The organism is Bacillus sp. ISL-77 (assembly GCF_018613105.1).
In genome coordinates, this window is sequence record NZ_JAGGQY010000003.1 from 33943 (window position 1) to 60439 (window position 26497).

Sequence of the window (26497 nt, forward strand, 5' to 3'; positions counted from 1 at the left end):
ACATGAGAAAAAACTCCTCTAACTCGAAATAATTTCTCATTCCCTTTCCCAATGTACCCCTGTTCTTACTATCTTTGCCGGGCAACCAGCAATAACTGAATTATTCTCATTAAATCCACGTGTAACGCACGCACCATATCCAACAACAGAATTGTCTGGTATAATAGCCCCTTTTAAAATGTTAGCATTGGATGCAATCCAAACATGTTTTCCAATAAATACCGGCCTATTTTCATTTATTCTGTGTGATAAGTCATCCAATGCAAAAATAGGATGTCCATCTGATGTTCTAATATGAACATTCCAGCCTAACATAGCATCTTCTTTAATTTGAACACTAGTATCACTTGAAATGCAACAGCCACGATTACTGGAAAAATTATTCCCAATAACGATTTCGCCTCCATAAGAAGCAATTAAGCTAATTCCTTCCTTAAAATCAGCTGTTCCCTCAAATATTAGTTTTGACTCATTTGATACTTTTACAAAACTTTTGGAACTAGCTTCCAATATTCCTTCAGTACCATGGTTAATTCCAACTTTAACAGCACCTGTTTTTGTTGTACCTGTAAAAATAATACTACCTCTATGTATTTCTTTTATTTTTACATCATACCCAACAAACACAGGACATTGGATTCCCTTCTTTACTCCAAAAACAATAAAGTTAAACCATAATGTTTTTGGAACTGATAATGCCAATTTCAAGAATTTATTCATAATAGTCTATCCTTTTGTTTGAAATTCTCTCACTAATCATTTGTGCTATTAAAATAATTGAGAAATTATACGGCACAATTGAAAGGTAGTTTTCTGTAATTCCTACAATGCTAAGAACTAATACACATAATGCACCATAATAATTTTCAGTCCTTTTTAGGTACTTACCCAGAAATACCATAAACAGTGTGAAAATCGCTATTCCAACAATTCCCCATGCTAACAACATATACATATAGCTATTGTCTAGTCCACTCCATCTTTCACCTGTGTTTAACATTTGAGCTTTAGACACCATAACAAGAACTTGACCAAACAAAGAGATACCTGGGTCTAAGAAATATTGAGACATATAAGAAAGACGATACGTTAGGAAAGAATTTAATGCCGTAAGTGCTACCGTAAAATAGCCATTAACATAAAGAACTGTAGCTAAAACAGATAGTCCTAAACCAACTATAAAAGAGCACTCTGAAAACGTATAAATGAATTTTTTTATTTGTTTTCCTTTAAAATACCAAAATGTCATTACAGCAACAACAAACAATCCTAATACGCAGGACATTCTGCTATTTGTCAAAGCAAATACATACACAATTACACAACTCCAGATTATGCTATGCTTTAGTTTCCATCTGTCTTGCTTATAATAAACAAATGCAATAAGAGAAAGTAAAATAATATTCGCAAATCCATTAGCAGAACTAAATCCGCATGAATTTCTAACTATTTCCTCTCTAAAATCTTCATTACCGCTTATTAATCCTGCTTTATACATCAAAAACACAAACGCTGTCACTGCAATAAAACAGTAGCTTTCCCACTTTGCTATTTTGCGGGCATCCAAAGTAATCGGATATGCAATAACAAAGAAAAATATTTGTGAAAACGCCATATTATTTGACATTTCAGTTATAATTAAAACAAAAATTGAAAGCACCATCATTATCATTATTTTTTTCTTTGAATGCCTTCTATAAGATAGGAAAATAGCAAGACAACCTACTATTGTAATTTTTGATAATAAGGCGCTCCACAGACCTTTTTCGACAAATAAAAAATGAGTTAATGTGGAGCTGTTCACAATTCTTGAACACACATTTAAGCATAGTAAAAAAATATATGCACTTATTCTTAATTGATTGACTTCAATCTTACCGCTATGCTGAGTGTTCAAACTTATACCCATTCCTTTCGCGATGCTTAAGGCACAAAACGCAAAAAAATAATTGTACCCTGAGCGTTATTTCTATTAAACTAAAGTCATAGAGATATCAGTCAACTACAAATCACATCACATGGAGGTGAGTGGGCTACTTCAGTTATGGAATGACCGTATTCTTATATGTGTAGATTGCCTTTCCAAGCACAAATAAGTGTGACTTCGAGTATGCAGACTTATCTTTGTATAAACATTACTCATTTATTGCTGAGCAATCAGTCAATGATGTCTATCCCTATATTAACGTGAGAGAGTTTATCCCTATGGGATTAAAAATTGTTTATCCAATTTGCTGTGGGATTGATGTTTGCAAAACCCTTCTTGTTGCTTGAATTGCTTCAACAAACAAAGTGGTAGCCTAAAACGCCATCGCTGTTATATCGGAATTGGTACGAATATTGACGTGTTTCCGCCAGCAAAGCATTTATGTTTCTGGGCAGGACTTACACCAACTAATAACGAGAGTGCCGGCAAAAAAAGTCAGTAAGAATCTTGAGAGCTTGCTGCTACATCAAACCTCTTTTAGTACAGTGTGCTACCCCTATGGTTAAAAGTAAAAAGCATCCCGAAATTCAAAACCGCTATTTAAAACTCAAAAAAGTGTGGTCACAAACGAGCAATTATTGCCATTGCCCGATTGCTGTTAACAACTATATACAACATTCTCAAAAAGAAAGAAAAGTATAATCCGAAATTATACAAAAAATCTGAAGTACTTCCAGTAAACCGTGAGGTCACGGTAGTACATGCAATTTTACTTGCTAAAAGCCAAGGCTTTCGTGTGATGACAATTACATCTTGATTGATTTATTAACCAAATATCTTTAAAGAAGTCATCGAAGGGTGGCTTGTTTTGCTTTGCCCATTTTTCTACTGAATACCCAGAGTATTTACTTCAGACTTATACTTTCAAAGTACAATTCATACACCTATTGGTAATGAACTAATAAATCGGCTACTATCCTTACGGGAAATAATTTTTGCTGGCATTCCACCTATTGTCACATTATCTTCTTCAAAGCTTTTATTAACAACGGCATTGGCAGCAACAACACAATTATTTCCAATTTTAATCCGACCGAACAACTTTGCTCCTGGGCCAATATATACATTATCGCCTAAAATAGGGGTATCATCGTCGCCTCCGCCATTAGCTCCAATATTCACACCTGCGTGTATCCTGCAATTAGAGCCTACCTTTACACCTCCATTAACAATTACTGTTCCATAATGAACAATACACAGTCCTGGGCCAAACACGTTAATGGGAATTGACCAGCCTAATTTCATTCCCAGTTTTTTTACTTTCCACTTATAAAACAGCTCAGCTATCTTCTTTTTATTATTAGTATAATATTCCAATCTTCGTAAATTTACGTTGAATGTCCACATCTCTCCTAAACGTAATTTACGTAGAAATGAAACTTTTTTCCCAAATCGAGCATATTCATCACAAGAAAGAAAATACTCTAAGTCCTTTTTTGTCTTGATCATTATATACCTCTTATGTTATTCTCGTATTTTTTCTCAAATTTCTCAACAAAATCGAGAATTGCTTTTGTTCTATCTTTCTTCATTAATGTTTCATCATATTCGGGCATCTGAGAAAGTAGTTTCTCCGCATACTCATCTACTGATTTAATAACTCTAGCAGGAACTCCCACTGCAACCGACCCTTCTGGAATATCCTTTGTAACAATACTTCCAGCTCCTATAATACATCCATCACCAATAGTAACTCCCGGCATAATAATGGATCTAATTCCAATATAGCAATTGTTTCCAATTTTCACACGGGCGAACTTCATTGTTTTTTTATATCTCTCTTGTTCTCTAAACACCCAATTTCCGCTATCATGTGTAACAAATGCGCAGCCACTTCCAATTAGTACATGATCACCTATTTCAATCAAAAACGGGTCACTGCCAAAATCCGGCAAAGCTGAAAACCTACAGCCGTTCCCAACTTTTACACCTATATGTTTGGCATAATCGACTGGATTTCTATAAAAAAGACGCTCAAAATAATATTTCAATCTCATTACTATTGGGTCTCCTATCTGTGAGTTAAGCCATACAAATCAACATTCAAATACTTACAAATATTTGCTAATTGCAAATCATTTCCGTCATTCAGTAAATTATCAATTCCTAGGCCATCTAAATCTGTCCCCCATACATGTTTCAATTTGTATGAGCGACTCTTGACAAGAACAACCGGAATAGAATTTAGCACTTCCATTACCTTCAGCCATAAATCATCAGCGCGTAAGCATGTACTTTTTATTCCCTCAGGATCATTCCAAGACTTATTCAGGCTGCCTGCAGGGTATAGGATACCTCCACAACCAGTTGCAACTAATTCAAGCGACTCAATATCAATAAGTTCCTTGGTATCATATGCCCACTTTAAATATGGCAAAACCTTCTTCTCAGAATCAAATTTTATTTTATGCACACGTCTTGCAGAAACTGCTTTAGGATGCTTTAAATACGACTTGTATAAGTCTTCAATCATGTACTTATCATAGATAATATCATCATCTATTGTAATAACTATACTCTCTGCATACTCTTGCATGGCATAAAAATATTTCTTATGCGAACGCAAATCATCATCCACTAATGTAATTTTTACCCCTTGTTTTCTGATGGAATCAAAAACGGGATTGTCGAGATCAGAAAATTGTTTTTTACTTAAATAGAGTACTACAATATCCGGCTGTCTCGTTTGTCGTACAATACTTCCAATGACCAACGGTAAACATTTAACACGAGCTGGATAGGTAGTAAATGACACAACGATTTTGGGAGTATCTTTACTATTCTGAGGAAGTTGAGGTTTAAAAATATAATATGGGATATAAGAAATATAGGAAGTCACCTTTTTAAAAAAAAGCCATCCTGTACGTGCTATTTGATAAATTGGATTCTTTTTATTCATTGACTTCTCCCTTCATAACTTCACGACCTTATTTATCATAATCGATCTAGAACTTTTATCCATTCTTCCGTAATTTTCTCATCTGTAAAATCTTGGATTCGAATATTTGACCTACTCCTGTATCTTTCCTTTAATTCTTCATCAGTAAGCATTTCGACAATGGCATCTGCCATTATACGCTCTTCCTTTGTAATCGGATCCTCAGCTCTATATCGTGTTCCATCACAAACAGGAACCAGAATTCCATTCTCAGCCTTTAATGCAGAATCCTTTACTCGCTCTTTATAAGATGTTCCCGGCGCTAAAAGTTCCCTAGGACCAACCATACAATCAGTAGACACAATAGGTAGACCACACGCCATTGCCTCTAATAAAATATTTCCAAATCCTTCAAAATTAGATGAAAATACAAATAAATCTGATTTTGCTAAATAATAATACGGGTTTTTATGGTAACCTATTAATTTAATATTATCAGCCATACCCAAATCAGTTATTAATTTTGCAAGATAAACTTCCTCTTCTCCTTGTCCCAAAATCAAGAGTTTCGCACTAGGTACTTTTTTTACAACATACTGAAATGCTCTAATGAGATTCCAATGGCCCTTTTGCCCTGTAAGTCTTCCTGCAGTGATTACTGTTTTTCCTGTGACAAATTCTTCATCAATTCCGTTTTCAGGTTTTAAGTTTGCCTGTTTTTCAATTCTCTCCGTATCACATGTGTTGTAAATCACATCAATTTTATTAGCGTCTGTACCATAAAAGTCAATCAAATCTTCTTTTGCTCCCTGTGATAAAGAAACAATTCGTTCAGCGGAATTAAAAATGAATTGATCTTTTTTCTTATTAAATACGCTTCGATTTAAAGAACTTCTATTATTTCTCACAGACACAATAGCTTTTCCATAAAATTTAGTAAAAACATTAAGAAGGTCTGGCTCACTTAAAAAACTAATCGCGTGTGTGATCTTTAAATCACGCTTATACTTTGCAATCAAACGAGTAACCTTTAAATACCACTTAATCTTTCCGATGGTTGTACTCGCCCAAGGCATTTGTAAATCAATAATTGGAGCCTCTGAACTATAGGTTGCAACACTACCATCTAAAACCAATAACCACGCCTTGTCATTGCCTCTGTTAAGTTGTGTAGCTAAATTTGCAGCAACTCTTTCCGCTCCACCTGATGTCAAAGTTTTGGAAATCACAAGAATACGTTTGTTTTCCACACTCTTCCTCCCCTAAAATACACAGTTTCACCTTTGTGCTGCTTCAACATAAAATTTCCTCACAAATTCAATATTTTCCTCAAGATCAAAGCCAGCAGCTTTCATACACCGACATGCATCCTCAGAATATGTTTTTCGATCGTTATTAATGGAAACCTTTTCTATCTCCTTAACCCATATCTCTGTTCCTTGATTAATTGGTAAGAATTTCACCAGGTTAGAAACCTTACATTCTTGCGTAATCTGATCAGATATTAAACTAGGCAAACCAGCAGCCTGCCATTCTAGCACCACATTCGGTAATCCCTCGAACAACGATGGAAGAAGCATAACATCCATTCCCTGAAGCATTTCTGGAATATTGGGTATACGGCCAGTCATAATCACATTATCAGATAATCCATATTCTTCTAGCTTCGCACGAACATTTTCTCTTTCCGGACCATCACCCATCAAAAAATATATACAATCAGGGTTGCTTATATTATTATGCCTAATAACATCAAGCAAAAAGGGAAGATTCTTTTGAACATTGAGATTGCCAACAAAACCAACCGCCGTTTTATTACCAATGGCATATTTAGTTCTAATAGAGTCCCTCTGTTCTTGGTAGAAATGGAATTTTTCAAGGTTTTTCCCATTATGCAATACAGTAAATTCTTTATCACCAAATAACCACTTACCTGCATCTTCTCCACAAGAAAAAGCATGTGTGTAACAATGATCAAACACCGGTCTCAACAATTTATCAACCTTTTCATGGTCAGCGCGAGTATTTCTACTATGGGCGATGCGCGTTTTCACACCTGCAAATTTTGCGATTAATAGTTCAATAGACATCATAGAACTACTACCATGCACATGAATTACATCGTAATGTTCTCTTCTGATCCTATGATTAAGTTGTTTCATGTAGGCTAATAGTTCTCTTTTTCTATCAGGAAATCTCATTACTCGACATCCCGTTGCTTCAAATTCACTAATTACATCTTCTTCATTGTCATGAACAGCAGCAATATCCATCTGTATCTCGCTCTTGTCCATTCCCTTCATGAACTCTAGCTGGGTTGTTGTAATGCCTTCACGCCCTAAACCACCCGTGATCACATTCAGTACTTTTACACTCATAAAATCCTCTCTTTCAGTAATCAGAGGTCGCACTTACATCCTATTTTTCATCAAGCCATCAACAAGTTCTTCGAAATTCTGGCAAAATTTTGAATTATTGCTTTTAATATTAGTTGGCATTGCCTGAACAATATCTTCATATCTTAAAATAGTGTCCTCTAATGATTCAATGTGCTCTACAACAATAATGTTTCCTTGTCTATTCGCTACTTCATTTGCAAAATCAACTTGATGATTATTAATATGTTCGTCAAATTGCTTCTGGCGTGGAACAACTACCGGAATCTTACCAATTTGCAGCGGCATGATAAAACTTGAGGGCCCGCCATGTGTAATAACGATTCTCGCATCAGCCACATTTTTGACCATTTCTTGATATGGAAACAGCTTGCTCCAGTTACAATGTCGGGGTTCATAAGTGCTAAACCCTGTCTGAATAATCACTTCTTCCTGAATGGTCCCTTTTTCTTTCAAATTATCGATAACTTCAACTAAACGATTAAATGACTGTTCGTGTGTTCCGACTGTAACGAAAATCATTTTCTCACCCCTGCTTATTAGAAAATACTACCTAGATTTACTGCTTTCGGATAAATCTGTTTCATTTCTTCCCATTCAACTATAAATTTATCTGTAACCGGATATACCATCTTTCCAGTAACTGTTGATTTATCAATACGATCAAACACCTCGATATAAATTGTTTTTGCACCAAACAATTTCCCAAGATAAAAGAATGGAACAGCCACAGCAGCACCAGATGAAATTATCAAATCCGGTTTTTCCTTGATTAGAACCTTAATAGCTAACTTAGTATTTATAAATAACGCCTTTAAGCTACGATTTGTAGGGAAATAACAAGGATACATCTTTTCGCCATTTAAAAGACTTCTTGCATCTTCTTTGTCAAATGTGACCCAAAATCGCTCTTTATTTTCCCAAAAAGGCTTTAACATGTATAAGTGAGTAAGATGTCCACCAGAAGATCCTACAAGACAAACTTTCATTAAGATTCCTCCTTAGTCTCTTCTAAATACGTCGCGTGTATAAACCTTATCCTGAACATCTTCCAGGCAGCTATCATAACGATTTGCAATGATAGCCTGACTCTGCTCCTTGAATGCCGTCAGGTCATTAACTACTTTGCTGCCGAAGAAGGTGGTGCCTTCCTCAAGAGTGGGTTCATATATAATGACTGTTGCACCTTTGGCCTTAATACGCTTCATAACACCCTGGATAGAACTCTGACGGAAATTATCAGAGTTACTCTTCATAGTCAAGCGATATACACCGACCACAGCTTCTTTTTCTTTACCTACATCCCAGCTATCATTTGCTTCATAAGCTCCAGCAATCTCAAGAACACGATCCGCAATAAAGCTCTTACGAGTTCTGTTAGACTCAACAATGGCCTGGATCAAATTTTCAGGAACGTCTACATAGTTCGCTAACAGCTGCTTTGTATCCTTAGGTAGGCAATATCCGCCGTATCCAAAGGAAGGATTGTTGTAATGACTACCAATACGAGGATCAAGGCAAACACCGTTAATGATCTGCTGTGTGTTCAAGCCCTTCATTTCTGCATACGTATCAAGTTCATTAAAATAAGAAACTCGAAGGGCAAGATAAGTATTAGCAAACAGTTTAACTGCTTCTGCCTCAGTGAAGCCCATGAATAGAGTATCAACATCTTCTTTGATTGCACCTTCATGCAGAAGCGATGCGAATATATGTGCTGCTTCTACTAAGCGTTCATCATCCATATCTGTTCCGACAATGATGCGAGAAGGGTAGAGATTGTCGTAAAGCGCCTTAGATTCTCTTAAAAACTCAGGGCTGAAGATAATATTCTTACTACCGGTCCTCTCACGAATTGATGCCGTATAGCCAACTGGAATTGTTGATTTAATAACCATAATGGCATGTGGTGCATACTCCATAACCTGTTTAATAACAGTCTCTACAGCAGAGGTATCAAAGAAGTTTTTCTTGCTATCATAGTTAGTAGGAGCAGCAATAACAACAAAATCAGCATCCGAATAGGCGGCTTTTGCATCAACTGTGGCAGTCAAATCAAGTTCCTTCTCAGCAAAGTATTTTTCAATATATTCATCTTGAATAGGAGACTTTCTGCCATTAATTAGTTCAACTTTTTCTGGAATAATATCAATTGCCATTACTTTATGATGCTGAGAAAGTAAAGTAGCAATAGACAGTCCAACATAACCAGTTCCAGCTACGGCAATTTTCAGTTCCTTCATATCTTTAAACAAATTTATTACTCCTCACGTGGGTTATATTTTATACGGCTTTAGAAGACCAATCATGATCTATATCAAAATCTTATAAGTGCATTTCTCATTACATATAAAATGTTTTGTACCACTCAGCAAACTTGCGAAGTCCATCTCTTAAACTGGTGCTCGGCTTGAAACCAAAGTCACGCTCCAACGCAGTGGTATCAGCATAGGTAATAGGAACATCACCTGGCTGCATCGGGACCAGTTCTTTGTGTGCATCGAAGTCATAATCCTCTGGCAAAACACCTGCTCGGATTAGTTCTTGCTGTAGGATATCTACAAAGTCTAGAAGATTCTCAGGCTCATTGTTTCCAATGTTATAAACAGCATATGGAGGCAACGGTAGACCATCTTCACCAGTAACTTTGTCTGGAGCCTTTTGCATGACACGAACAACACCTTCTACAATGTCATCCACATAGGTGAAGTCGCGCTTGCAGTTGCCATAGTTGAAGATCTGAATAGACTTGCCTTCACGCAGTTTATTGGTAAATCCAAAGTATGCCATATCCGGACGACCAGCAGGACCATATACTGTAAAGAATCGCAGTCCAGTAGATGGAATGTTATAGAGTTTTGAGTATGCGTGGGCCAGCAATTCATTGGACTTCTTGGTGGCTGCATACAAAGAAACAGGATTATCCACCTTATCGTCAGTACTGTATGGAACCTTCTTATTGGAGCCATATACGCTGGAAGAGCTTGCATATACCAGATGCTCCACACCAATTGCACCATTGTCATAAGAATGACGACAAGCCTCCAAAATGTTATAGAAACCAATCAAATTTGCTTCCACATATGCATCTGGATTTGTAATGGAATACCGAACACCCGCCTGCGCTGCCAAGTTGACAACTACTTGTGGCCTATATTCTTTAAAGATAGAAGTAATCAGAGCTTTATCAGCAATACTTCCTTTTACAAACACAAAAGACTCATTTTGGGACAGTTCTTCCAGACGAGCATCCTTCAGTCTAACATCATAATAATCATTCATATTATCGATACCGATAACCTTTGCATTAGGAACATCTTGATAAATTCTTTTGACTAGATTAGAGCCAATAAAGCCAGCCACTCCGGTCACAAAAAATGTTTTATTTTGTAAATCAACTTTACTCATTTCTGTATTGCTCCCATCAATTTGTTAAACTTTCTTATATGTGTTTCGACTATATAAAAGGGATCTGTGAGAAAGCTCCTCACTCGCTGCAATAATTCAACCTGCATCGTTGCACCCACAAACCCCAATTAAACTTTCTGCATTAAATGCTGCGGCTATCATCTACATGTGTTTATCTTTCACACAACGCAATATCAGAGGTCAAAAAACAGCCATTCAGCCCATATTGCACCGACTTTTTCCTTAATCGCCTTGATTTTCTATAAACTCTCAATTTCTGATAAACTCATCAGTTTTGTAAAAAGCTCATTTTTACTTTTCTACGAAATATTGATACACTTATAAACCTCGTAGAAACCTGTTTTTCTGGTACAGACCCTAATAGCAGGAATAATCTTCCATGATCTACCTAAAGTAAGCACTATCAGCCTTCAAAAATCCTTTGGACCACTAAAATTTTCTACCGTAAAAATCATAGATAAGTGCAGCTCGTTCCAAACTTATAAGGTTTACACTATATTTGAGAGTTCAACATCGAAGCAACTTTCCCACCGTTGCACCATATGCATAAATGTAGTAATGGGATTGTATGTTTTATATTGATCATTAATATACTTTTGAATATCTTTAGAGTTACAAATAGCTAAATCTGTATTTTTAACCACCAAAAGTTCTGAAAGTTTCCAATATTAACGTATAAATAGATTCCATTTAGCTCTTTTCCATTCATGACCATCAAGATTTAGATATATGGGTATGCCGAGATGCTTGAATGAATTTATATTTGTAAAACTTCATAAAAGGGCAAATTCTACTGGTTGCATTACTGATGCTATTATTTTTTATATAGTAATAAACTAAATCAAGGGACTTAATGTCATAATAAACTGCCTTGACAGGGCCAATATTTGGAATATTAACGTTATAACACCTTGCTCCGTTATACTCAATTTGATCATAATTTTCATCTAAGCAGGCTACATGACATTTAATATCCTTTGATTTCTTAAACTCTGTTAAATTACTCACAAATATCTCACCCCCCCCCCATAATTAGAGGGTTCTTAGAAAATTTTATCTAAATATGAGTATTATAAGCATCCCTTTTATCATCTAATATGCATTCTTTGAACCAAATAATACAAGTACTGTTTTAAAAATAATTTTTAAATCAAAAAGAACTGAACGTTTTTGCATATATTCGAGGTCCAGTTCTACCATTTCCCCAAAGCTAAGACTATTTCTTCCACTAATCTGCCAAAGGCCTGCACAGCCTGGAGTAACCTTTAATCTCTGTTTATCGTAGTCAGAATATACGGCTACTTCTCTTGGAAGAGGCGGTCTAGGTCCAACCAAACTCATTTCACCCTTTAATACATTAAAAAGCTGCGGAAGTTCATCAATGCTTGTCTTTCGGATAAACTTCCCCACTTTGGTAATCCGAGGATCATCTTTCATTTTAAACATCGCGCCAGATACTTCGTTATACTTAAGTAGCTCTTGTAACTTTTCCTCCGCATTGGATACCATCGAACGGAATTTATACATTTTAAATTCTTTTCCATTCAGTCCCACTCTTTTCTGTGAAAACAGAATGGCTCCCTTTGGATCTTCCAATTTAATTAGAATAGCAACTATAATAAACAGGAAACCTAAAAGAATAATTCCCAATGAAGAACCAATAATATCTATTAATCGTTTAGTTAATAAGTATATTTTCCCATCATTAACAAGTGATTTCTGCTTTTCTAAATAAGATACTTCTTGATTTGCCAGATTAGACAACCGTGACCCCTTCCTTCTCTCTATATCATTACTTTTTCTTTATCTAATGAAGAAACTAGATTTTTTAGGTAATCTAGCATATCGTCATGGAGGTCATCATGTTGCAAGGCAAATTCTATGGTTGTTTTGACAAAGCCAAACTTTTCACCCACGTCATATCGTTTACCTTCAAAGTCATACGCAAATACTCTTTGAATTTCATTTAAGCGTTGGATCGCATCCGTTAGTTGAATCTCTCCACCTGCCCCTTTTTCTTGACGGTCAAGGAACATAAAGATTTCTGGTGTTAGGACGTAACGACCCATAATCGCTAAATTAGAAGGAGCTGTTCCTTGTTTTGGTTTCTCAACGAAGTTACTCACTTGGTACCGACGTCCTTCTTGGTATGAAGGATCGATAATCCCATAACGGTGTGTTTCATTTTCAGCCACTTGCTGCACTCCAATTACTGAAGAGAATGTTTCTTCATATTGATTAATCAATTGACGTAAGCAAGGTGTCTCGCTCTGAACAATATCATCACCTAATAGAACCGCAAATGGTTCATTGCCAATAAAGTTCCTTGCAGACCAAACAGCATGTCCGAGGCCTTTTGGCTCTTTTTGGCGAATGTAATGGATATCGGCCAGATTTGTAGCATACTGAACTCGCTCTAATAAATCGTATTTCTCTTTCTCTATTAAATTCTGTTCAAGCTCCATAGCATTGTCAAAATGATCTTCGATTGCTCGTTTCCCTTTACCAGTTACAATGATAATATCTTCAATACCAGATGCCACAGCCTCTTCCACTATATATTGAATAGTCGGCTTATCAACAATTGGTAGCATTTCTTTTGGCATCGCTTTTGTTGCAGGTAGAAATCTTGTCCCCAGCCCTGCAGCTGGAATGATTGCTTTTCTTACTCTTTTCATCCTTTATACCCCCAAATAATATTTCGCTTATCTAAAAAAACCTTTCACTAACTAAAGCACTATGGGCAAAAAATAAATACCTAATGGAATTGCGAGTGCTTACATCACTTATTCTTTCATTAGATATTTAAGGTTGATTTTTTTAAAATCGGGCATCTAACCCGGCCTCACATTATGCTTTCGACGACATGCGTCTAAAGTCCAAGAAAAAACCCACAGCACAATCGAGCGCCCCCATCGATAACGGGCAGGTGGCCTCGCCGATCAGGCGATTTAGCCTGATAAAGTTGCTAAATGATAATCTGCAAACTCTTATCGGCTTAGTCGGTTAAAAAATGTTAAAAAACTTCTTCTTCTTAATTCGCACAGGTACTTCTTTATAGACATGACTACCTTCAATCACAAGCTCCGCATTTTCTTTAAACAAAAAAACTATGTCATTCCCATACTTTGCTTGAATAATACTGAACGCTTCCTTCATCTTAAACGTACGATTGCTCGTATTATGAGCATCCGACGCAATAAAATGGGTGAGATTTGCTTCAATTAATTGGAGAGAAAATGTCTTAATCTTCTTCCCGAAATCCCCACAAACACTTGCCGCCGTAACCTGTGTTAATGCTCCCTTTTCTACCAGCTGATAAAGACGTTCTGGGCGTTCAATGATTTCCTGGTTCCGTTCCGGATGAACAATCACCGGAATAAGCCCCTTCGTCTGCAAATCATAAAACAACTTCTCCGTGTATCTCGGAACATGGCTAGACGAAAACTCAACCAATACATATTGTGTATGATCAATCGGGAGGATTTCGCCTGTTTCATAACCATCAACCATTTCCCCGTATATCCGTGTTTCCTGACCTGGAAGCACCTTTAAATCTATCTTTTCATCTATTAAAACCTTGTTTAACTCTCTAACTCTATCAATAATTGTCTGTTTAGGATTTTCATAACGGTTATTCATATGATGCGGTGTAGCAACAATCGTGTGAATTCCTTGTTCGACAGCCTTCTGCGCCATCTTGACACTTTCCGACAAATCCCTTGCCCCGTCATCAATACCAGGTAATATATGACAATGTAAATCAATCATTGGTCACACACTCTTTCCAAAATACTGTTATTTTTTCACGACTTTTTTAATAGTAGCACTAGTTAAGGAAGAAATTTGTCGAAACTTGTCACTTAGAACCATAATAATAGTAATAATCATTATTTTTTACGTCTTTATTATTTAGGACGACACCTAGTAGTTTACTTTGAGCATTTTCAAGCAATTCCTTACTCTTTTTTGCTTTTTCAATTTCTGTTTTTTCACTAAATACAACGAGAATTGAACCATCACACTGATTGGCAAGGATTTGCGGATCAGATACCGCTAATAATGGCGGGGTATCAAAGATAATATACTCGAATTCCGCCTTTGCATCTTCAATAAATTGTTCCATCGATTTTGAACTTAACAACTCAGCAGGATTCGGTGGAATCGGTCCACTGGTCAGGATATATAAATCCTGTTCCTCTGTTTCAAGAACTGTTTTTTCAAGTGTCCTTTGCTTTGTTAATACGGTCGTAAAGCCAAATAAGTTATTCAATCCAAATGTGTGATGAACGGTCGGTTTACGAAGGTCTGCATCGACTAGCAACACCTTTTTACCCAGCTGTGCAAACGTAACCGCAAGATTCGCAGCAGTTGTAGATTTTCCTTCCCCAGGTCCTGAAGAAGTAACAAGGATTGTTCTTATTTCTTGATCTATCGAGGAGTACTGGATATTTGTTCGAATTGTTCGATATTGCTCAGAAATCGGTGACTTCGGATCGACTGCTGTGATAAGCTTACGTCTTGCATCTTTACTGACTAATTTCTTCTTTTTAAGAGCCAAGTGTCTCACCTCTTACCGTTGATTTTCTTCCTGCGCGACGAGTTACTGATTCTTCCATCTTTCGGTCATCAATCGTTGCAATTACACCCAAGATTGGAAGACCTAAGATTTTTTCAACATCTTGTTCATTTTTAATCGTGTTATTAAAGTACTCAAGTAAGAATGAAAGTCCGACACCTGCCATTAAACCAACAACCATTGCAATTGCGACATTTAATAATGGTCTTGGTTTAATTGGAGCAGAGTTTTCAGTAATATCTGCTTTCGCCAACACGCTCACATTGTCAACATTCATGATTTTTGAAATTTCGCTTTTGAATACTTCAGCTGTTTTGTTGGCAATTTGTGCCGCTACTTTAGCACTCGGATCCTGAACAGCTACGTTGACAACCTGAGAATCTTTTTCACTGCCAACAGTAATTTTTTCATTCAGTTGGGCAGTTGTCATATTTAAATCAAGTTCATCTACCACTTTATCTAAGATAGCTGGGCTTTTAATAATTACATTATAGGTATTAATTAATTGAAGATTGGTTTGAACTTCATTGTAGTTGTATAATCCTTGTTCATTTTTCGCTTGATTAACAAGTATCTGTGTAGAAGCTTGATAAATCGGGGTTAATAAAAAGTAACTTACGACTCCACTAACAATGCCAGCAATTAATGTTATTGACACGATTAATAGCAATCGTTTTTTCAATGTCTCGAGCAGCTCTTTTAAACTAATAGTCTCTTCCATTTCGTCCTCCTAAAATTTCGATACAAAACATTGTATATTATACCATAATTTGTCGTGTTTTGTGTTTTTTTGTCATCTAATAACCACTTAACTTATTAAACACCATTTTTACAGAAATTTGAAGTGGTAATTGCTAATTTACATAAATTTCATTTTTTAACTAGCTAAACTAATTTGAGCGCTTCTTTGTAAATAATTGTAGATTTAAATCGAAATTGACCAAATTTTCGATTCCCTTCTGCTATAATTGTAGTGCAATCTATATTTGGGGGTATATATCGTTATGCAGAAATTTTTAACGGCATTATTAGCTGTCGGGTTCCTTATTACGCTCTATTTAGGTCAATCCCATTGGAACCAAGAACGGCAAGCAACGGCAAAAAGCAAACCATTTCATCAGTCGTCCACATCCAAGATAGATGCTCAGAACCCTGAAGAACAGGAATTACTCAAACTCACAAGTAATTGGCCTACCAGTGCTGTTGATCAATTTAAGCAATCCTTAAAAGAGGAAAAGCCATTTACGATTCTTTTTGCTGGTTCTCCTGCGATTGGTTCTGAGACCGATGGTTCTTTTCCGCTTATTAAAGAGAAGCTAATCAAAACATTTGGCGAGCAGCATATCAAAGTAGAGCTAAAAACCTTTAACTTATCATCCACTCAATTGCTTTATCAGAAGAAACAAACGGAAATTGCGGCAGCGAACGCTGATTTAATTATATTTGAACCGTTTATTCTCATGAATAATGGGGAAGTCCTAATCAAAGATACCTTAGAAAATACCTCTAAAATCATTGATGACATCAAGAAGAACAAACCTGAAACAGCTTTTATCCTGCAGCCATCCTTCCCGCTTTATCAAGCTAAAATCTACCCACGTCAGGTAGCTGAGCTAAAAAAATATGCACAGGAAAAGCAACTTACCTATCTCGACCACTGGACAGCATGGCCTGATCAAAATACTGTCGCGATGAAAGATTATCTTCAACCCGACATGAGCGCCCCAAGTGAAAAAGGCAACCATGTGTGGAGCGAGTACATACTGGAATTTCTAACTAATAGTAAAAGCGAATCAGAATAATGATTCGCTCTTTTTAATTTAGGTGACTGCAAGGTTAAAGTTAATTAAAAACAGGGCAACCCAATAAAAGTGAAATTCAGTTCATCAGTTGCAAACGTTACCAATATTAATACCTATATAATAGAAGAAACTAGGATTTTTTATCCTTTCTTTAACTTAAAAAAGGCTGTCCAGTTTTACTTCGACAGCCCTTTGTTTATATATATGATTAGACAGCCATCAAGTTTTTCAGGTCTGCTGTTAAGTCTGCGATTAGTTTTTCTAGGGTGATGCCATTCTCGTTTTTGCCCGTTTCGTATGCCCTTCTCACGATCTCTGAGAAATTTGAAACATTGGAGATTCTAGTTTCTGCTGTACGATCCACCTTTCTTTTCCTCCTTTAGTTTAATCTAATTCCCAATTCTACTAGAACAATAGCTTCTTGTAAATGCATTTCCAGTTGATATTTGTTGAAATTTTATGAAAACTATCTAATATTGTCATTATTTCAACGATTTAGAGAGGAAATTGTCCTATTAAGCAGGTTTTGGGTTGGGTGTTTTCTGCCGTTAATTTAGCAAATTATTCTATTTTTTCACCTCTTTTCTAGTAATTCAGTCAAGATTTGTAACTTTTTTATCTAACTACTAGCAAACTATGGTAAAATTATTAAAAATGTGTAGAAAAAGAGGTGATTTGCTAGATGAAGAAAACCATTGTTCGCGCCTTATCGACAGCTGCCCTGCTTTCGACCGTTTTTGCAGGAACTGCCCTGGCCGATACATACAAGGTCCAAAAAGGCGATAGCTTATCGAAAATCGCTCAAAAATACCATACGAGTGTCAAAGATATAAAATCAGCAAACGGATTGAAGTCGGATTTTCTCTCCGTCAATCAAATGCTCAAGATTACAGTAGCTAGCAAACTGACTCAAGCTTCACAGCCAGCCACTTACACCGTTGTAAAAGGTGATGCCTTGATTAAGATTGCCAACCGTTTTCATGTGACCGTTGGTGAACTGAAGCTGTGGAACAAGCTTGATACCACGATTATTCGTGTCGGTCAAAAGCTTACAGTGGCGGCTCCTAAACAGACAGCGACCGCAGCAAAACCAACTCCAAAGCGGACGACAACAGTAGCGACGACAACTACAGTTGCAACCAAGCCACAAACAACTACAGCAGCGACGAGCGTCTATACGGTTAAAAGTGGCGACTATCTTGGCAAGATTGCTGGGAATCATAAAACAACGGTAAGCAATCTGAAGTCACTTAACAAACTAAAATCCGACATGATTTATGTTGGCCAAAAGCTGAAGGTTCCGGCACAGAAGGCACCTGCTACTCCTGTGAAACCTGCAACACCGAAGCCGCCAGTGACAACCACACCGCCGAAAACACCGGCTACTCCACCACCTGTTGTACAAACGGAAGTGACGGATTATATCGTTAAAAGCGGGGATACACTTGGTAAAATCGCTGGGAACTATCAGCTTTCGGTCAAGGAATTAAAGACGCTCAATAAACTAAGCTCTGATCGAATTTATATCGGCCAAAAGATTAAGGTTCCTGCAACTGGGACGAAGCCGGAACCAACCGTTGACTCTGATTTCGCGCCAAAGATGATCGCGAGTGCCAAGAAACTAATTGGTGTTCCTTATGTCTGGGGAGGCAGTTCCCCGTCTGGCTTTGACTGCAGCGGGTTCGTTTATTATGCTGCCAAACAAGCAGGGATGGAAATTGGCCGTACTTCAGCTGCAGGCTTCTATGACCGCACCTATTATGTCAATACGCCAAAAGCGGGCGACATTGTTTTTTTCGAAAATACATATAAAAAAGGGATTTCCCATCTAGGAATCTACCTCGGCAACAACCAATTCATCCATGCCAATGATTCAGGTGTGATGATTTCTAATTTGAATAGCCCGTATTACCAAGCCCACTTTGCGAGTTTTAAGCGTTTCTACTAAAAAATAGTGGTAAGACTAGTCTAAAAATTATTGTTGGAATTTTTTTATGTTAATCGCATATTAATAAAACAATAGTCAATTATTCTAGTTTTTATCATTATTTTTTAGGGGGCACACGTTTAATGGAATGGTATTTAAAAGTCTTAAAGAATTATGTAGGCTTTTCAGGTAGAGCAAGACGGAAGGAATATTGGATGTTTGTTCTCTTCAATATGATCGCCATGCTTATTTTAGCCGCTATTGATGGGGTCTTAGGTACATACCCATTATTTTATGGGCTCTATTCTTTAGCCGTCCTGTTACCATCACTAGCTGTTACAATTCGCAGGCTGCATGATGTCGGCAAAAGCGGCGCATGGATTTTAATTAGCCTTATTCCTTTGGTTGGTGCGATTGTCCTGCTTATCTTTACCTGTTCGGATAGTCAAGCTGATGACAACCAATTTGGACCAAACCCGAAAGCAACGTTCTAGTTTTTTAACCGCCTTTTTTGTTAAAAGGCGGTTTTTGTTTTGGAGGAAATCGGGAGATTCCCTTAATTAGCCCTGATTTGATACAGTATCCAAGTCTTAGGCAGAGTCTAGTTTTTCAGTGTCTGGAATTCATCTCGAAGCCAAGGGATCGGTCGCAGCCGTGCGTGAGGTATAGGGAATGAAGATTGAGATCATTTTTTTAAAATTTCCTGTCCGTACGGTCCGTACTGTCCGCCCTGACCGATGTGGACTCTCTGTCGATGATTCTCGCTGAGGTTTCGATTGGGATCGGTCTTCATGCCTATTCTCCATTAGCTGGGGGATGTCGATAACGCAGGAAGTAAAAGTATCAAGACGGAATAAAATGGATAACCATTCCTTAGACGATGGTTATCCATTACACTTAACTATTTTTTACTATCTCTTGCGGCTTGTTTCCTAGCTTTTTTACTTTGTGTCAGCTCGCCTCCAAATTCTGTATCTGCCTTATTACTTCCAGTATGGGGCTGATTTCGATTGTTATTTCGGTTTGTCATCGTATTTCCTCCTCTGTCATCATGCGTAGATTTTCCCTGATGTTTCAAATAAGCCACCATTTGAAGTAACGTAAGTAGGAATCGTTTGCTTCCTAAAACGTAATTTTTAGCAGCTAATTTTATCGTGCTTTTTTATCATGAGATTTATTCCATAAATAATAGGATTTTCAAAGAATAAATAGCTGACAAAAAACGCTTGGAAATTATAAGCGTTTTTATGTGTTAATTTTTGTAATTAATATAAAAGCAAATTCATATGCTATTTTTTCATGTGAATTGATTTGTTGGAAATCTACCTACAACTACTTCAGTATCATAGATACTTCTCCATTCGAATATCCGTCCACATTTTACCATGGCAATATGTAAATTTTTCGATCCGGCCGATCTCTTTGTAGCCTAACTTCTGATAGAGTTTTTGTGCTTGTTTGTTAAATTCAAACACGCCTAATTCAATCCTCTTCAGCCCTTGCTTCTTAATCTGTTTCTCCAAATATTGAATGGCATCATAACCAATCCCTTTGCCTCGTCCTTCGGATTCACCAATAGTGATCCCGATCCAGGCGGTCCCAGGCTCTTTTTTGTAGAGATAGTTCGGATCGACCACATAGTTCATTTCACCGATTAACTGGTCATTGAGATAGATAAGATAGATGTGATGGTCTTCCAAGCGTTTTGTTAAGTCCTCCAGGGACATTTCTTCACGACGTTCCATTTCTGATTGGTTTTGGTTCGGGCGAGTCAACGGAATTAATGCAGGGTCGTTTTCCCAACGATTAAACACCTCTACGATGTTTGAGGTAGGTTCAGTTAATTTTATAAAATTAGTGGTCATTGTGCTCTCCTCTCTAATACAATTACATTAAAGCTCTCGTAAATCTTGAGATAATCGAACCATATCTCTACAATGTATCCCATTTTCAAAAATCTCTTCCGGGTAGTGCTTAATAAAAAAGTCGATATCGACATCCGTTATTCTAAAACCACATTTTTGATAAAGAGCCAATTGCCCTATGCTGGAATTTCCAGTACCGACCTCTATGGTTTTGTATCCTTTTTGCTTGGCTGTTTGAATCGCACTCATTATTAATTGTTTTCCAATGCCCCTCCCTTGCTGGTTTTCCGCAACTGCTATATTCACCAATTCCACAGTTTCAGGTCTCGTCGGCAGGAGCACATACACCCCAATAATATGATTATCACTCTCAGCTACATAGCATTCTCCCCTATGCAGATATTCCTCAACAAGTGTTGGAGAAGGATCAGCTAATAACAACAATTCTATTGGAGGTTCTTCTTTTATTTTTAGTTTCCGGATATCCATATTACTACCTCTATAAATTGGATTTTCTCTCATTTTATCATTGCTTCTTCAACTCAAGATTTAGAATAATTTCCTATTATCCTCGTTGCTGAATAAGATAAAACGACTATTCCTCCCCTGGCTGATAAAAATAGGGTCCACAAAAGTATTCATGCGTCAGGATATAGGTCCATGTAAAATCTTTATCCACTACATAGACATCATCTATATAACCGTCCATTTCATTTATGATGTCTTCCGCCTTTAAATTTCTAGCGTTTTCAAGCAATAAAGCATGTTCATTGTCTTGGAAAAAAATATAACATTCATCTTTCTTTTTCTTATTAAATGAATCCCTTGCTTTTTGACTTTCTAAAAAGGAAAGTTTATGAAAGCTAAATACATGCCAGAAGTGCTGATGGAAATAAATTTTGCTTTTTTGAGATTTACTAAGGTGCTTTGCAAAGGCGGCTTCCCACTGTTTCCGAAGCTCTTCTCTTTGGTTCTTCAATTCGGTCACAAGAATTCCCTTAGACTTTAACAAATTAATCTGCTCCATCAGTATTCATCCTTGTTTTTTAATTTTTTTAAAGTAAACCAGTTGCCTTCACTATACCAAAAAGGATAAGTAATAATCCTAAATAAAATATTGTAGACTTACTAGCTACGGAAAGAATAATTAACAAAACAAAAATGAAACAACGCTTTCTTTTACTTTTGATGTCTTTACTTTCTTTGTAGTAATATCGAGTGGTTAGTATGACTATGATTAATCCAATGAAAGAAACTAGAAGCCAGAGCAAGGGATTCACCTCTTTTTACAGAAATAAGATGGTGTTAGGATATGGTAGCTGAAATAGCATCTTCCTTTTCAGGATACATGATATAGTTTGACTTAGTTAGCGATTTTTCAAAAATAACCATAAAATGAGGTGTATTTTAGTTGAAAGTGATTGAAACAGAACGGTTGATCCTTCGCTGGTTAACACCCGAGGATGCCGCGTTTATTCTCGAGCTTTTGAATGATCCTTCTTGGATACGGTTCATCGGTGATCGAGGGGTGCGGACGTTAGAAGATGCTAGGAACTACATTGTAACGGGACCGATGGAGATGTACTCCCAGCTGGGCTTTGGTCTTTATATGACGGAGCTTAAGGATGCGGGAAGGACTCCGGTTGGGATTTGCGGATTGATTAAACGAGATTCTTTAGAGGATGTCGATCTTGGTTTTGCTTTTTTAACAAGGTTTCAAGCGAAGGGTTATGGCTTTGAGGCCGCTTCGGCCACGCTTGTCCATGGAAGGGAACAACTCGGTCTGAAGCGGATAGTGGCTATTACATCAAAGGATAATGATGGCTCATCGAGGCTGCTTGAAAAGGTCGGAATGAAATTTGAACGAATGATTGTGCTCGCTCATGATCCGGAGGAGCTTAAGTTGTTTGGGGTTGATCTTTAAATTCGATTTAAAATTATATCAATATAATTTTGTAATGAAATTGTAATTTGGCTGTGATGTCTCTGTTACACCTTCCTAGTATATTAAGACTAACAAATCACACTAGGAGGTAACAATCATGCTAAAGAAATTCATCGTAGCATTTGTCATTATCGTTTCTTGCGGCTCTTTGTTTGCTAACATGGGTGATAAAGCGGAAGCAGCATATTATAATTCAAAAGCAGTTGCGGTTGCAAAGTCTAATTTAGGAGTACCTTATCGTTGGGGCGGAATGTCAACAAGTGGCTTTGATTGTTCAGGTCTTATTAAATATTCCTATGCGAAATCTGGAAGAACGCTAAACCGAACAGCCGCTCAAATGTTCTATGGAAACGGATATCGTATCTATAATTATATACAACCAGGTGATTTAATGTTCTTTGCTCCAACCAAGGCAAGTCAGCCGACACATGTTGCGATGTATATCGGGAATGGTAAAATGATTATGTCTTCTTCTTCAAAAGGAGTCATGATTACAAGCACAAACAACCCCTATTGGCATCCAAGATATGTTGGAACAAAACGCGTTTAACGACCATCTAGGAAGTTAAATATATATAAGTATTAAATTTAAAAGCCTGTATCGATAATAACTAAGTTATCATCGATACAGGCTTTTTCTTTTTTAAACTAAACTGCCCCTTATATACAGTATCAGAAAAAAAGCGTTGACGTGATGCACCCTTTATCATTGTTTATATGTATCCGATAAACAGTAGTTTTCGAGAAATCTAGCACAAGGTACATCATTTAAGACATATATACCTTAATGACCTTAAAATACTGATACATATAATAAACATATTGAAAACATTAATTTTTAATTGGTTACCTATTTATATAATCAGATTATTTAGGTACAAAGATGATATTGAATTTTCAGAAAGCAAATCCTACTAAAGGGACAGTGCACCTGAGAGAATAGCAACAACAATCATTACAAGGGCGCTGCCGACTGCGTATTTAGTAGAAAATTTAATATGATCACGAAAATTTATACCAACAAGCCCGATTAATACATAAACAGAGCCAACAAGCGGGCTTAACAAATGAAGAGGCTGTCCAAGAAGTGATGCTTGTGCAATTTCTAGTTTATCGATTCCTATTTGTGAAGCAGTTTCAGCTAGAATAGGAACAATACCAAAATAGTAAGGATCGTTTGCCATAAAGAAAGTGAATGGCATGCTCGTTAAACCAACAAGAAATGGAAGTTGAGGAGCAAGGAAATCAGGAATCACTTTGACTATAGAGTTTGCCATGGCATCTACCATTCCAGTATAGAATTTGGGATGGTCTATGTTGGGTATATGAAATTTAAAGGATGGAATTGGTTAATTTCAATAATTGTGTTTCTTATTGCTTTCGGTCTTATACTACCAATTCATATTAGGTTAATTAGAAATAAGTAACTATTGTCTAGATAGAATCTGCATACTTCTAACAAATTTACAAATAATACCTCTAATTGCATACATTTGAGGTGAAAGATTTGTATCGTAAATCAATTGATAATAAGTTGCTTTGGCTTATTTTTATGGGGATAGGAAGTGCAATCCTATCCAGTATCTTTAGCGGTATTATTATTACTTTATCTTTAAAAGGCCTGAAGCAATCGTCAAAAACCCAATCTAAAGGTGAAGTTGTTAATCTTGACAGTAGGGTGAGAAGGGGCTATTAATTTAGCCTTTTATGACGCCCTTTGGGTCAAATATGACATAAAAGAGTACAATATTTCACATTCTTGCTCTCTATGATGTGGTAGCGTCAGGAAAATGTACATCGTTAAATATAAAAAGCCCAGCTAGATCGTTGAAATGAAATGGTGCTTTCAAGTTGCTGATGAAAATAAATCTTTCGTTTTTGGGATTTGCTAAGGTGCTTCATGAATGCTTCTTCCCACTGTTTCCGAAGATCGTTCTTTTTGTTTTTGAATTCTCACATTCTAATTTCTTATTAAATCAGTGAAAGACGAATTTCTTAAACTATCAATTTGTTTCTGTCATTCTAAATTATAAGGGAGTTTATTTCAAAGGAGATAACTATAGATTCCTCTTAAACAATATCCCCGCTTGTTCTGCCATCACACGAGATGGAACTGTCATTCCATTCTTAAGCCACCATCCAACTAACCCTACGAAAGCTGAACTGAAAAATTGTACAAAATTTTTTTAAAAAAGGACATACTGTCAGTGACATATTACTGTTGATGACAGTATACTGTTATTAACAGTAAAGTGTTGCCGAAAAAATTTTACATTCAAAATAGGGGGTTATATATTTCATGAAACATATAGGGAGACATACAGGTGCATTTCTTCTGCTGTTTTTAACAGAGGGAGATAGCTATGGAGGGAAACTTCTGCAGAAATGTGAAGAAGAGCTTCCCATCAATCCAATTGATAGTGCCATTCTTTATCGCACATTAAAAACATTAGAGAAAGAAGGTGCTGTTGAGTCTTATTTGGACACATCTGATCAAGATAAGCTGATAAAAATGTACAAAATTACTACAGTTGGAAAAAGAAAATTAGAAGATTTTCAAATAGATATCGAAGAAAAAATGAAGAACTTATCATTTTTCTTAAATAAATACAAAGAATGGAAGGAGTCTAATCATGATTAATGGTGCTATCCTTTACGCTATGGCTATTATTCTTCTCAGTATTTCTTTTATAAAAGATCGAAATAAAACAAGAGATGCTCTATTAAAGTCATGGAAAAGCTTTCGTAATATTATACCTGACATGCTATCAATTATGCTTTTCGTTGGACTATCACTATCTATATTAACTCCATCCTTAATTTCTTCAATCATTGGAGATAAATCTGGATTGACAGGTATTGTTTACTCAGCATTAATTGGATCTATTGCACTAGTTCCAAGCTTTGTTGTATTTCCTCTTGGACATACATTAGTCCAAAATGGTGCAGGACTCCCTCAAGTAGCTGTATTAATGTCTACATTAATGTCAGTAGGAATCACAACTTTACCTATGGAACAAAAGATATTTGGGCGAAGTTTTGCCTATTCTCGCAATGCGTCTGCACTGTTAATGTCTCTAATATTTTCATATATTATTTGGGTGGTGATGGGATGAATGAATTAAAAAGATATCGTTTCTTTTTCATTTTATTATTTGGGCTCATTATCCTTACTTTTATTAACCAATCGGTGGGATGGAACGCGTTTCAATTAACAGGAAAAAGCATTTTAGATATGCTGTTTCTACTCCCTCCTGTCTTAATCTTCGTAGGTTTGCTTGACAAATGGGTGGAGAAAGAAACACTAATTAGATATATGGGGAGGAAATCCGGCATCTATGGCATTTTGTTCTCCCTATTATTAGGAGTTATTGCAGCTGGTCCCCTCTACGTAGCTTTTCCAATTGCGGCACTTTTATTAGAAAAAGGAGCAAGCATACGCTATATTGTATTTTTTTTAGGAGTTTGGACAACTGCAAAATTACCGGTTATTGTATATGAATTTGCTTCATTTGGAGTTAAATTTACACTCATTCACATTTGTTTTGGTTTGTTATTTTTCTATTTAATGGGTATTATTTTTGAGAAATTTTATAAGCATCGACAATTGTTAAAGTTTGATATAACTAAAGACGTTTGGATTTAGATCGATAAACTTCGTGGCATCTTTTCGTAAGAACATTTCCGAA

The 26497-nt window shown here is 36.5% G+C and carries 32 protein-coding genes and 2 pseudogenes; 9 read left to right on the top strand and 25 right to left on the bottom strand.

Annotation, left to right across the window (positions count from 1 at the left end; translation table 11 throughout):
• Positions 1–36: 36 nt before the first annotated feature.
• On the bottom strand, positions 37–720 hold the full coding sequence (locus J7E77_RS01195; protein ID WP_214711841.1) for an acyltransferase: 684 nt from the start codon (positions 718–720) through the stop codon (positions 37–39).
• Positions 713–1897, bottom strand: coding sequence for a hypothetical protein (locus J7E77_RS01200; RefSeq protein ID WP_214711842.1), 1185 nt, complete (start codon positions 1895–1897; stop codon positions 713–715). The genes J7E77_RS01195 and J7E77_RS01200 overlap by 8 nt, the downstream gene beginning before the upstream one ends.
• Before the next feature lie 448 nt (positions 1898–2345).
• Between J7E77_RS01200 and J7E77_RS31360 the strand changes: the two genes are divergently transcribed.
• The gene (locus J7E77_RS31360) at positions 2346–2429 is read left to right on the top strand and encodes a transposase (RefSeq protein WP_308160339.1); all 84 of its coding nucleotides are present in this window, start codon (positions 2346–2348) and stop codon (positions 2427–2429) included.
• A gap of 434 nt (positions 2430–2863) precedes the next feature.
• Here J7E77_RS31360 and J7E77_RS01210 read toward each other — a convergent pair whose 3' ends face one another.
• The 16 genes and pseudogenes from J7E77_RS01210 to J7E77_RS01285 all read right to left on the bottom strand — a co-directional run bounded on the left by J7E77_RS01210 (position 2864) and on the right by J7E77_RS01285 (position 15990).
• A complete protein-coding gene (locus J7E77_RS01210; protein WP_214711843.1) occupies positions 2864–3436 on the bottom strand; it encodes a serine O-acetyltransferase in 573 nt (190 codons plus the stop codon).
• Positions 3436–3984 carry an acyltransferase gene (locus J7E77_RS01215; RefSeq protein WP_214711844.1) on the bottom strand — a complete coding sequence of 183 codons (549 nt, stop codon included), beginning with the start codon at positions 3982–3984 and terminating at the stop codon, positions 3436–3438. Before J7E77_RS01215 ends, J7E77_RS01210 begins: the two co-directional genes overlap by 1 nt.
• A 14-nt stretch (positions 3985–3998) precedes the next feature.
• Positions 3999–4886 carry a hypothetical protein gene (locus J7E77_RS01220; protein WP_214711846.1) on the bottom strand — a complete coding sequence of 296 codons (888 nt, stop codon included), beginning with the start codon at positions 4884–4886 and terminating at the stop codon, positions 3999–4001.
• 35 nt (positions 4887–4921) lie between these two features.
• A complete protein-coding gene (locus J7E77_RS01225) occupies positions 4922–6115 on the bottom strand; it encodes a glycosyltransferase (protein ID WP_214711848.1) in 1194 nt (397 codons plus the stop codon).
• A gap of 27 nt (positions 6116–6142) precedes the next feature.
• Positions 6143–7243 carry a glycosyltransferase family 1 protein gene (locus tag J7E77_RS01230; RefSeq protein ID WP_214711849.1) on the bottom strand — a complete coding sequence of 367 codons (1101 nt, stop codon included), beginning with the start codon at positions 7241–7243 and terminating at the stop codon, positions 6143–6145.
• A gap of 33 nt (positions 7244–7276) precedes the next feature.
• Entirely contained in the window at positions 7277–7783 is a 507-nt protein-coding gene (locus J7E77_RS01235) for a glycosyltransferase (protein WP_214711850.1), read from the bottom strand.
• A 17-nt stretch (positions 7784–7800) separates the two neighbouring features.
• On the bottom strand, positions 7801–8250 hold the full coding sequence (gene pssD, locus J7E77_RS01240; RefSeq protein WP_214711851.1) for a PssD/Cps14F family polysaccharide biosynthesis glycosyltransferase: 450 nt from the start codon (positions 8248–8250) through the stop codon (positions 7801–7803).
• Positions 8251–8262: 12 nt separating this feature from the next.
• Positions 8263–9495 (bottom strand): nucleotide sugar dehydrogenase, encoded by a 1233-nt coding sequence (locus J7E77_RS01245; protein WP_214711897.1) that lies wholly within the window; start codon positions 9493–9495, stop codon positions 8263–8265.
• A gap of 109 nt (positions 9496–9604) precedes the next feature.
• Positions 9605–10669: an NAD-dependent epimerase/dehydratase family protein gene (locus tag J7E77_RS01250; RefSeq protein WP_214711852.1), complete on the bottom strand. Its 1065-nt coding sequence runs from the start codon at positions 10667–10669 to the stop codon at positions 9605–9607.
• A 509-nt stretch (positions 10670–11178) separates the two neighbouring features.
• A complete protein-coding gene (locus J7E77_RS31590) occupies positions 11179–11334 on the bottom strand; it encodes a hypothetical protein (protein ID WP_374102938.1) in 156 nt (51 codons plus the stop codon).
• A 70-nt stretch (positions 11335–11404) separates the two neighbouring features.
• Positions 11405–11707, bottom strand: a pseudogene (locus J7E77_RS01260) (DUF1972 domain-containing protein); the annotation flags it as partial.
• Between the two features lie 75 nt (positions 11708–11782).
• Positions 11783–12445 carry a sugar transferase gene (locus J7E77_RS01265; RefSeq protein WP_214711899.1) on the bottom strand — a complete coding sequence of 221 codons (663 nt, stop codon included), beginning with the start codon at positions 12443–12445 and terminating at the stop codon, positions 11783–11785.
• Between the two features lie 29 nt (positions 12446–12474).
• Positions 12475–13368 carry a UTP--glucose-1-phosphate uridylyltransferase GalU gene (galU, locus tag J7E77_RS01270; protein ID WP_214711855.1) on the bottom strand — a complete coding sequence of 298 codons (894 nt, stop codon included), beginning with the start codon at positions 13366–13368 and terminating at the stop codon, positions 12475–12477.
• 328 nt (positions 13369–13696) lie between these two features.
• Positions 13697–14461, bottom strand: a complete 765-nt coding sequence (locus J7E77_RS01275; protein ID WP_214711856.1) for a tyrosine-protein phosphatase — start codon at positions 14459–14461, stop codon at positions 13697–13699.
• Between the two features lie 88 nt (positions 14462–14549).
• Positions 14550–15251: a CpsD/CapB family tyrosine-protein kinase gene (locus J7E77_RS01280; RefSeq protein WP_214711857.1), complete on the bottom strand. Its 702-nt coding sequence runs from the start codon at positions 15249–15251 to the stop codon at positions 14550–14552.
• A complete protein-coding gene (locus tag J7E77_RS01285) occupies positions 15241–15990 on the bottom strand; it encodes a YveK family protein (protein WP_214711858.1) in 750 nt (249 codons plus the stop codon). The genes J7E77_RS01280 and J7E77_RS01285 overlap by 11 nt, the downstream gene beginning before the upstream one ends.
• Before the next feature lie 283 nt (positions 15991–16273).
• Here J7E77_RS01285 and J7E77_RS01290 point away from each other — a divergent pair, with 283 nt between their 5' ends.
• On the top strand, positions 16274–17071 hold the full coding sequence (locus J7E77_RS01290; RefSeq protein ID WP_214711859.1) for an SGNH/GDSL hydrolase family protein: 798 nt from the start codon (positions 16274–16276) through the stop codon (positions 17069–17071).
• A gap of 208 nt (positions 17072–17279) precedes the next feature.
• Here J7E77_RS01290 and J7E77_RS01295 read toward each other — a convergent pair whose 3' ends face one another.
• Positions 17280–17435 carry a YwzD family small protein gene (locus tag J7E77_RS01295; RefSeq protein ID WP_214711862.1) on the bottom strand — a complete coding sequence of 52 codons (156 nt, stop codon included), beginning with the start codon at positions 17433–17435 and terminating at the stop codon, positions 17280–17282.
• A 318-nt stretch (positions 17436–17753) separates the two neighbouring features.
• Between J7E77_RS01295 and J7E77_RS01300 the strand changes: the two genes are divergently transcribed.
• Positions 17754–19019 (top strand): C40 family peptidase, encoded by a 1266-nt coding sequence (locus J7E77_RS01300; protein ID WP_214711863.1) that lies wholly within the window; start codon positions 17754–17756, stop codon positions 19017–19019.
• A 122-nt stretch (positions 19020–19141) separates the two neighbouring features.
• On the top strand, positions 19142–19492 hold the full coding sequence (locus tag J7E77_RS01305) for a DUF805 domain-containing protein (protein ID WP_214711864.1): 351 nt from the start codon (positions 19142–19144) through the stop codon (positions 19490–19492).
• Positions 19493–19899: 407 nt separating this feature from the next.
• Here the strand turns inward: J7E77_RS01305 and J7E77_RS31040 are convergent, their stop codons facing one another.
• The 4 genes from J7E77_RS31040 to J7E77_RS01320 form a co-directional block, all read right to left on the bottom strand.
• The gene (locus J7E77_RS31040; RefSeq protein WP_285290454.1) at positions 19900–20028 is read right to left on the bottom strand and encodes a hypothetical protein; all 129 of its coding nucleotides are present in this window, start codon (positions 20026–20028) and stop codon (positions 19900–19902) included.
• 313 nt (positions 20029–20341) lie between these two features.
• Positions 20342–20863: a GNAT family N-acetyltransferase gene (locus J7E77_RS01310; protein WP_214711865.1), complete on the bottom strand. Its 522-nt coding sequence runs from the start codon at positions 20861–20863 to the stop codon at positions 20342–20344.
• Between the two features lie 27 nt (positions 20864–20890).
• Positions 20891–21352 (bottom strand): GNAT family N-acetyltransferase, encoded by a 462-nt coding sequence (locus J7E77_RS01315; RefSeq protein WP_214711866.1) that lies wholly within the window; start codon positions 21350–21352, stop codon positions 20891–20893.
• A gap of 106 nt (positions 21353–21458) precedes the next feature.
• A complete protein-coding gene (locus tag J7E77_RS01320) occupies positions 21459–21890 on the bottom strand; it encodes a DUF4275 family protein (RefSeq protein ID WP_214711867.1) in 432 nt (143 codons plus the stop codon).
• A gap of 384 nt (positions 21891–22274) precedes the next feature.
• Here J7E77_RS01320 and J7E77_RS01325 point away from each other — a divergent pair, with 384 nt between their 5' ends.
• Both J7E77_RS01325 and J7E77_RS01330 read left to right on the top strand, forming a co-directional pair.
• Positions 22275–22787 carry a GNAT family N-acetyltransferase gene (locus J7E77_RS01325; RefSeq protein WP_214711868.1) on the top strand — a complete coding sequence of 171 codons (513 nt, stop codon included), beginning with the start codon at positions 22275–22277 and terminating at the stop codon, positions 22785–22787.
• Between the two features lie 118 nt (positions 22788–22905).
• Complete coding sequence (locus J7E77_RS01330) at positions 22906–23358, top strand: C40 family peptidase (protein WP_214711870.1); 453 nt, start codon at positions 22906–22908, stop codon at positions 23356–23358.
• A 364-nt stretch (positions 23359–23722) separates the two neighbouring features.
• On the opposite strand, the gene J7E77_RS01335 is transcribed toward J7E77_RS01330, so the two are convergent.
• The gene (locus J7E77_RS01335; protein ID WP_214711872.1) at positions 23723–24085 is read right to left on the bottom strand and encodes a transporter permease; all 363 of its coding nucleotides are present in this window, start codon (positions 24083–24085) and stop codon (positions 23723–23725) included.
• A gap of 780 nt (positions 24086–24865) precedes the next feature.
• Positions 24866–24976, bottom strand: a pseudogene (locus tag J7E77_RS31045) (TetR-like C-terminal domain-containing protein); the annotation flags it as partial.
• A gap of 131 nt (positions 24977–25107) precedes the next feature.
• Here J7E77_RS31045 and J7E77_RS01345 point away from each other — a divergent pair.
• Genes J7E77_RS01345 through J7E77_RS01355 form a run of 3 tightly spaced genes read left to right on the top strand, consistent with a single transcriptional unit; the run spans position 25108 to position 26454 of the window.
• Positions 25108–25449 (top strand): PadR family transcriptional regulator, encoded by a 342-nt coding sequence (locus tag J7E77_RS01345; RefSeq protein WP_214711874.1) that lies wholly within the window; start codon positions 25108–25110, stop codon positions 25447–25449.
• Positions 25442–25924, top strand: coding sequence for a hypothetical protein (locus tag J7E77_RS01350; protein WP_214711875.1), 483 nt, complete (start codon positions 25442–25444; stop codon positions 25922–25924). Before J7E77_RS01345 ends, J7E77_RS01350 begins: the two co-directional genes overlap by 8 nt.
• Positions 25921–26454 carry a permease gene (locus tag J7E77_RS01355; protein WP_214711876.1) on the top strand — a complete coding sequence of 178 codons (534 nt, stop codon included), beginning with the start codon at positions 25921–25923 and terminating at the stop codon, positions 26452–26454. Before J7E77_RS01350 ends, J7E77_RS01355 begins: the two co-directional genes overlap by 4 nt.
• Positions 26455–26497: the final 43 nt, after the last annotated feature.

Excerpts from the sequence above, each read along its gene's own strand:
- J7E77_RS01230 (WP_214711849.1), bottom strand. The coding sequence starts at position 7,243 with ATGAGTGTAAAAGTACTGAATGTGATCACGGGTGGTTTAGGGCGTGAA.
- J7E77_RS01275 (WP_214711856.1), bottom strand. The coding sequence starts at position 14,461 with ATGATTGATTTACATTGTCATATATTACCTGGTATTGATGACGGGGCA.
- J7E77_RS01330 (WP_214711870.1), top strand. The coding sequence starts at position 22,906 with ATGCTAAAGAAATTCATCGTAGCATTTGTCATTATCGTTTCTTGCGGC.
- J7E77_RS01290 (WP_214711859.1), top strand. The coding sequence starts at position 16,274 with ATGCAGAAATTTTTAACGGCATTATTAGCTGTCGGGTTCCTTATTACG.
- J7E77_RS01315 (WP_214711866.1), bottom strand. The coding sequence starts at position 21,352 with ATGGATATCCGGAAACTAAAAATAAAAGAAGAACCTCCAATAGAATTG.
- pssD (WP_214711851.1), bottom strand. The coding sequence starts at position 8,250 with ATGAAAGTTTGTCTTGTAGGATCTTCTGGTGGACATCTTACTCACTTA.
- J7E77_RS01285 (WP_214711858.1), bottom strand. The coding sequence starts at position 15,990 with ATGGAAGAGACTATTAGTTTAAAAGAGCTGCTCGAGACATTGAAAAAA.
- J7E77_RS01350 (WP_214711875.1), top strand. The coding sequence starts at position 25,442 with ATGATTAATGGTGCTATCCTTTACGCTATGGCTATTATTCTTCTCAGT.
- galU (WP_214711855.1), bottom strand. The coding sequence starts at position 13,368 with ATGAAAAGAGTAAGAAAAGCAATCATTCCAGCTGCAGGGCTGGGGACA.
- J7E77_RS01345 (WP_214711874.1), top strand. The coding sequence starts at position 25,108 with ATGAAACATATAGGGAGACATACAGGTGCATTTCTTCTGCTGTTTTTA.
- J7E77_RS01300 (WP_214711863.1), top strand. The coding sequence starts at position 17,754 with ATGAAGAAAACCATTGTTCGCGCCTTATCGACAGCTGCCCTGCTTTCG.
- J7E77_RS01335 (WP_214711872.1), bottom strand. The coding sequence starts at position 24,085 with ATGGCAAACTCTATAGTCAAAGTGATTCCTGATTTCCTTGCTCCTCAA.
- J7E77_RS01320 (WP_214711867.1), bottom strand. The coding sequence starts at position 21,890 with ATGGAGCAGATTAATTTGTTAAAGTCTAAGGGAATTCTTGTGACCGAA.
- J7E77_RS01310 (WP_214711865.1), bottom strand. The coding sequence starts at position 20,863 with ATGACCACTAATTTTATAAAATTAACTGAACCTACCTCAAACATCGTA.
- J7E77_RS01250 (WP_214711852.1), bottom strand. The coding sequence starts at position 10,669 with ATGAGTAAAGTTGATTTACAAAATAAAACATTTTTTGTGACCGGAGTG.
- J7E77_RS01305 (WP_214711864.1), top strand. The coding sequence starts at position 19,142 with ATGGAATGGTATTTAAAAGTCTTAAAGAATTATGTAGGCTTTTCAGGT.
- J7E77_RS01355 (WP_214711876.1), top strand. The coding sequence starts at position 25,921 with ATGAATGAATTAAAAAGATATCGTTTCTTTTTCATTTTATTATTTGGG.
- J7E77_RS01195 (WP_214711841.1), bottom strand. The coding sequence starts at position 720 with ATGAATAAATTCTTGAAATTGGCATTATCAGTTCCAAAAACATTATGG.
- J7E77_RS01215 (WP_214711844.1), bottom strand. The coding sequence starts at position 3,984 with ATGAGATTGAAATATTATTTTGAGCGTCTTTTTTATAGAAATCCAGTC.
- J7E77_RS01220 (WP_214711846.1), bottom strand. The coding sequence starts at position 4,886 with ATGAATAAAAAGAATCCAATTTATCAAATAGCACGTACAGGATGGCTT.
- J7E77_RS01235 (WP_214711850.1), bottom strand. The coding sequence starts at position 7,783 with ATGATTTTCGTTACAGTCGGAACACACGAACAGTCATTTAATCGTTTA.
- J7E77_RS31040 (WP_285290454.1), bottom strand. The coding sequence starts at position 20,028 with ATGACAAACCGAAATAACAATCGAAATCAGCCCCATACTGGAAGTAAT.
- J7E77_RS01210 (WP_214711843.1), bottom strand. The coding sequence starts at position 3,436 with ATGATCAAGACAAAAAAGGACTTAGAGTATTTTCTTTCTTGTGATGAA.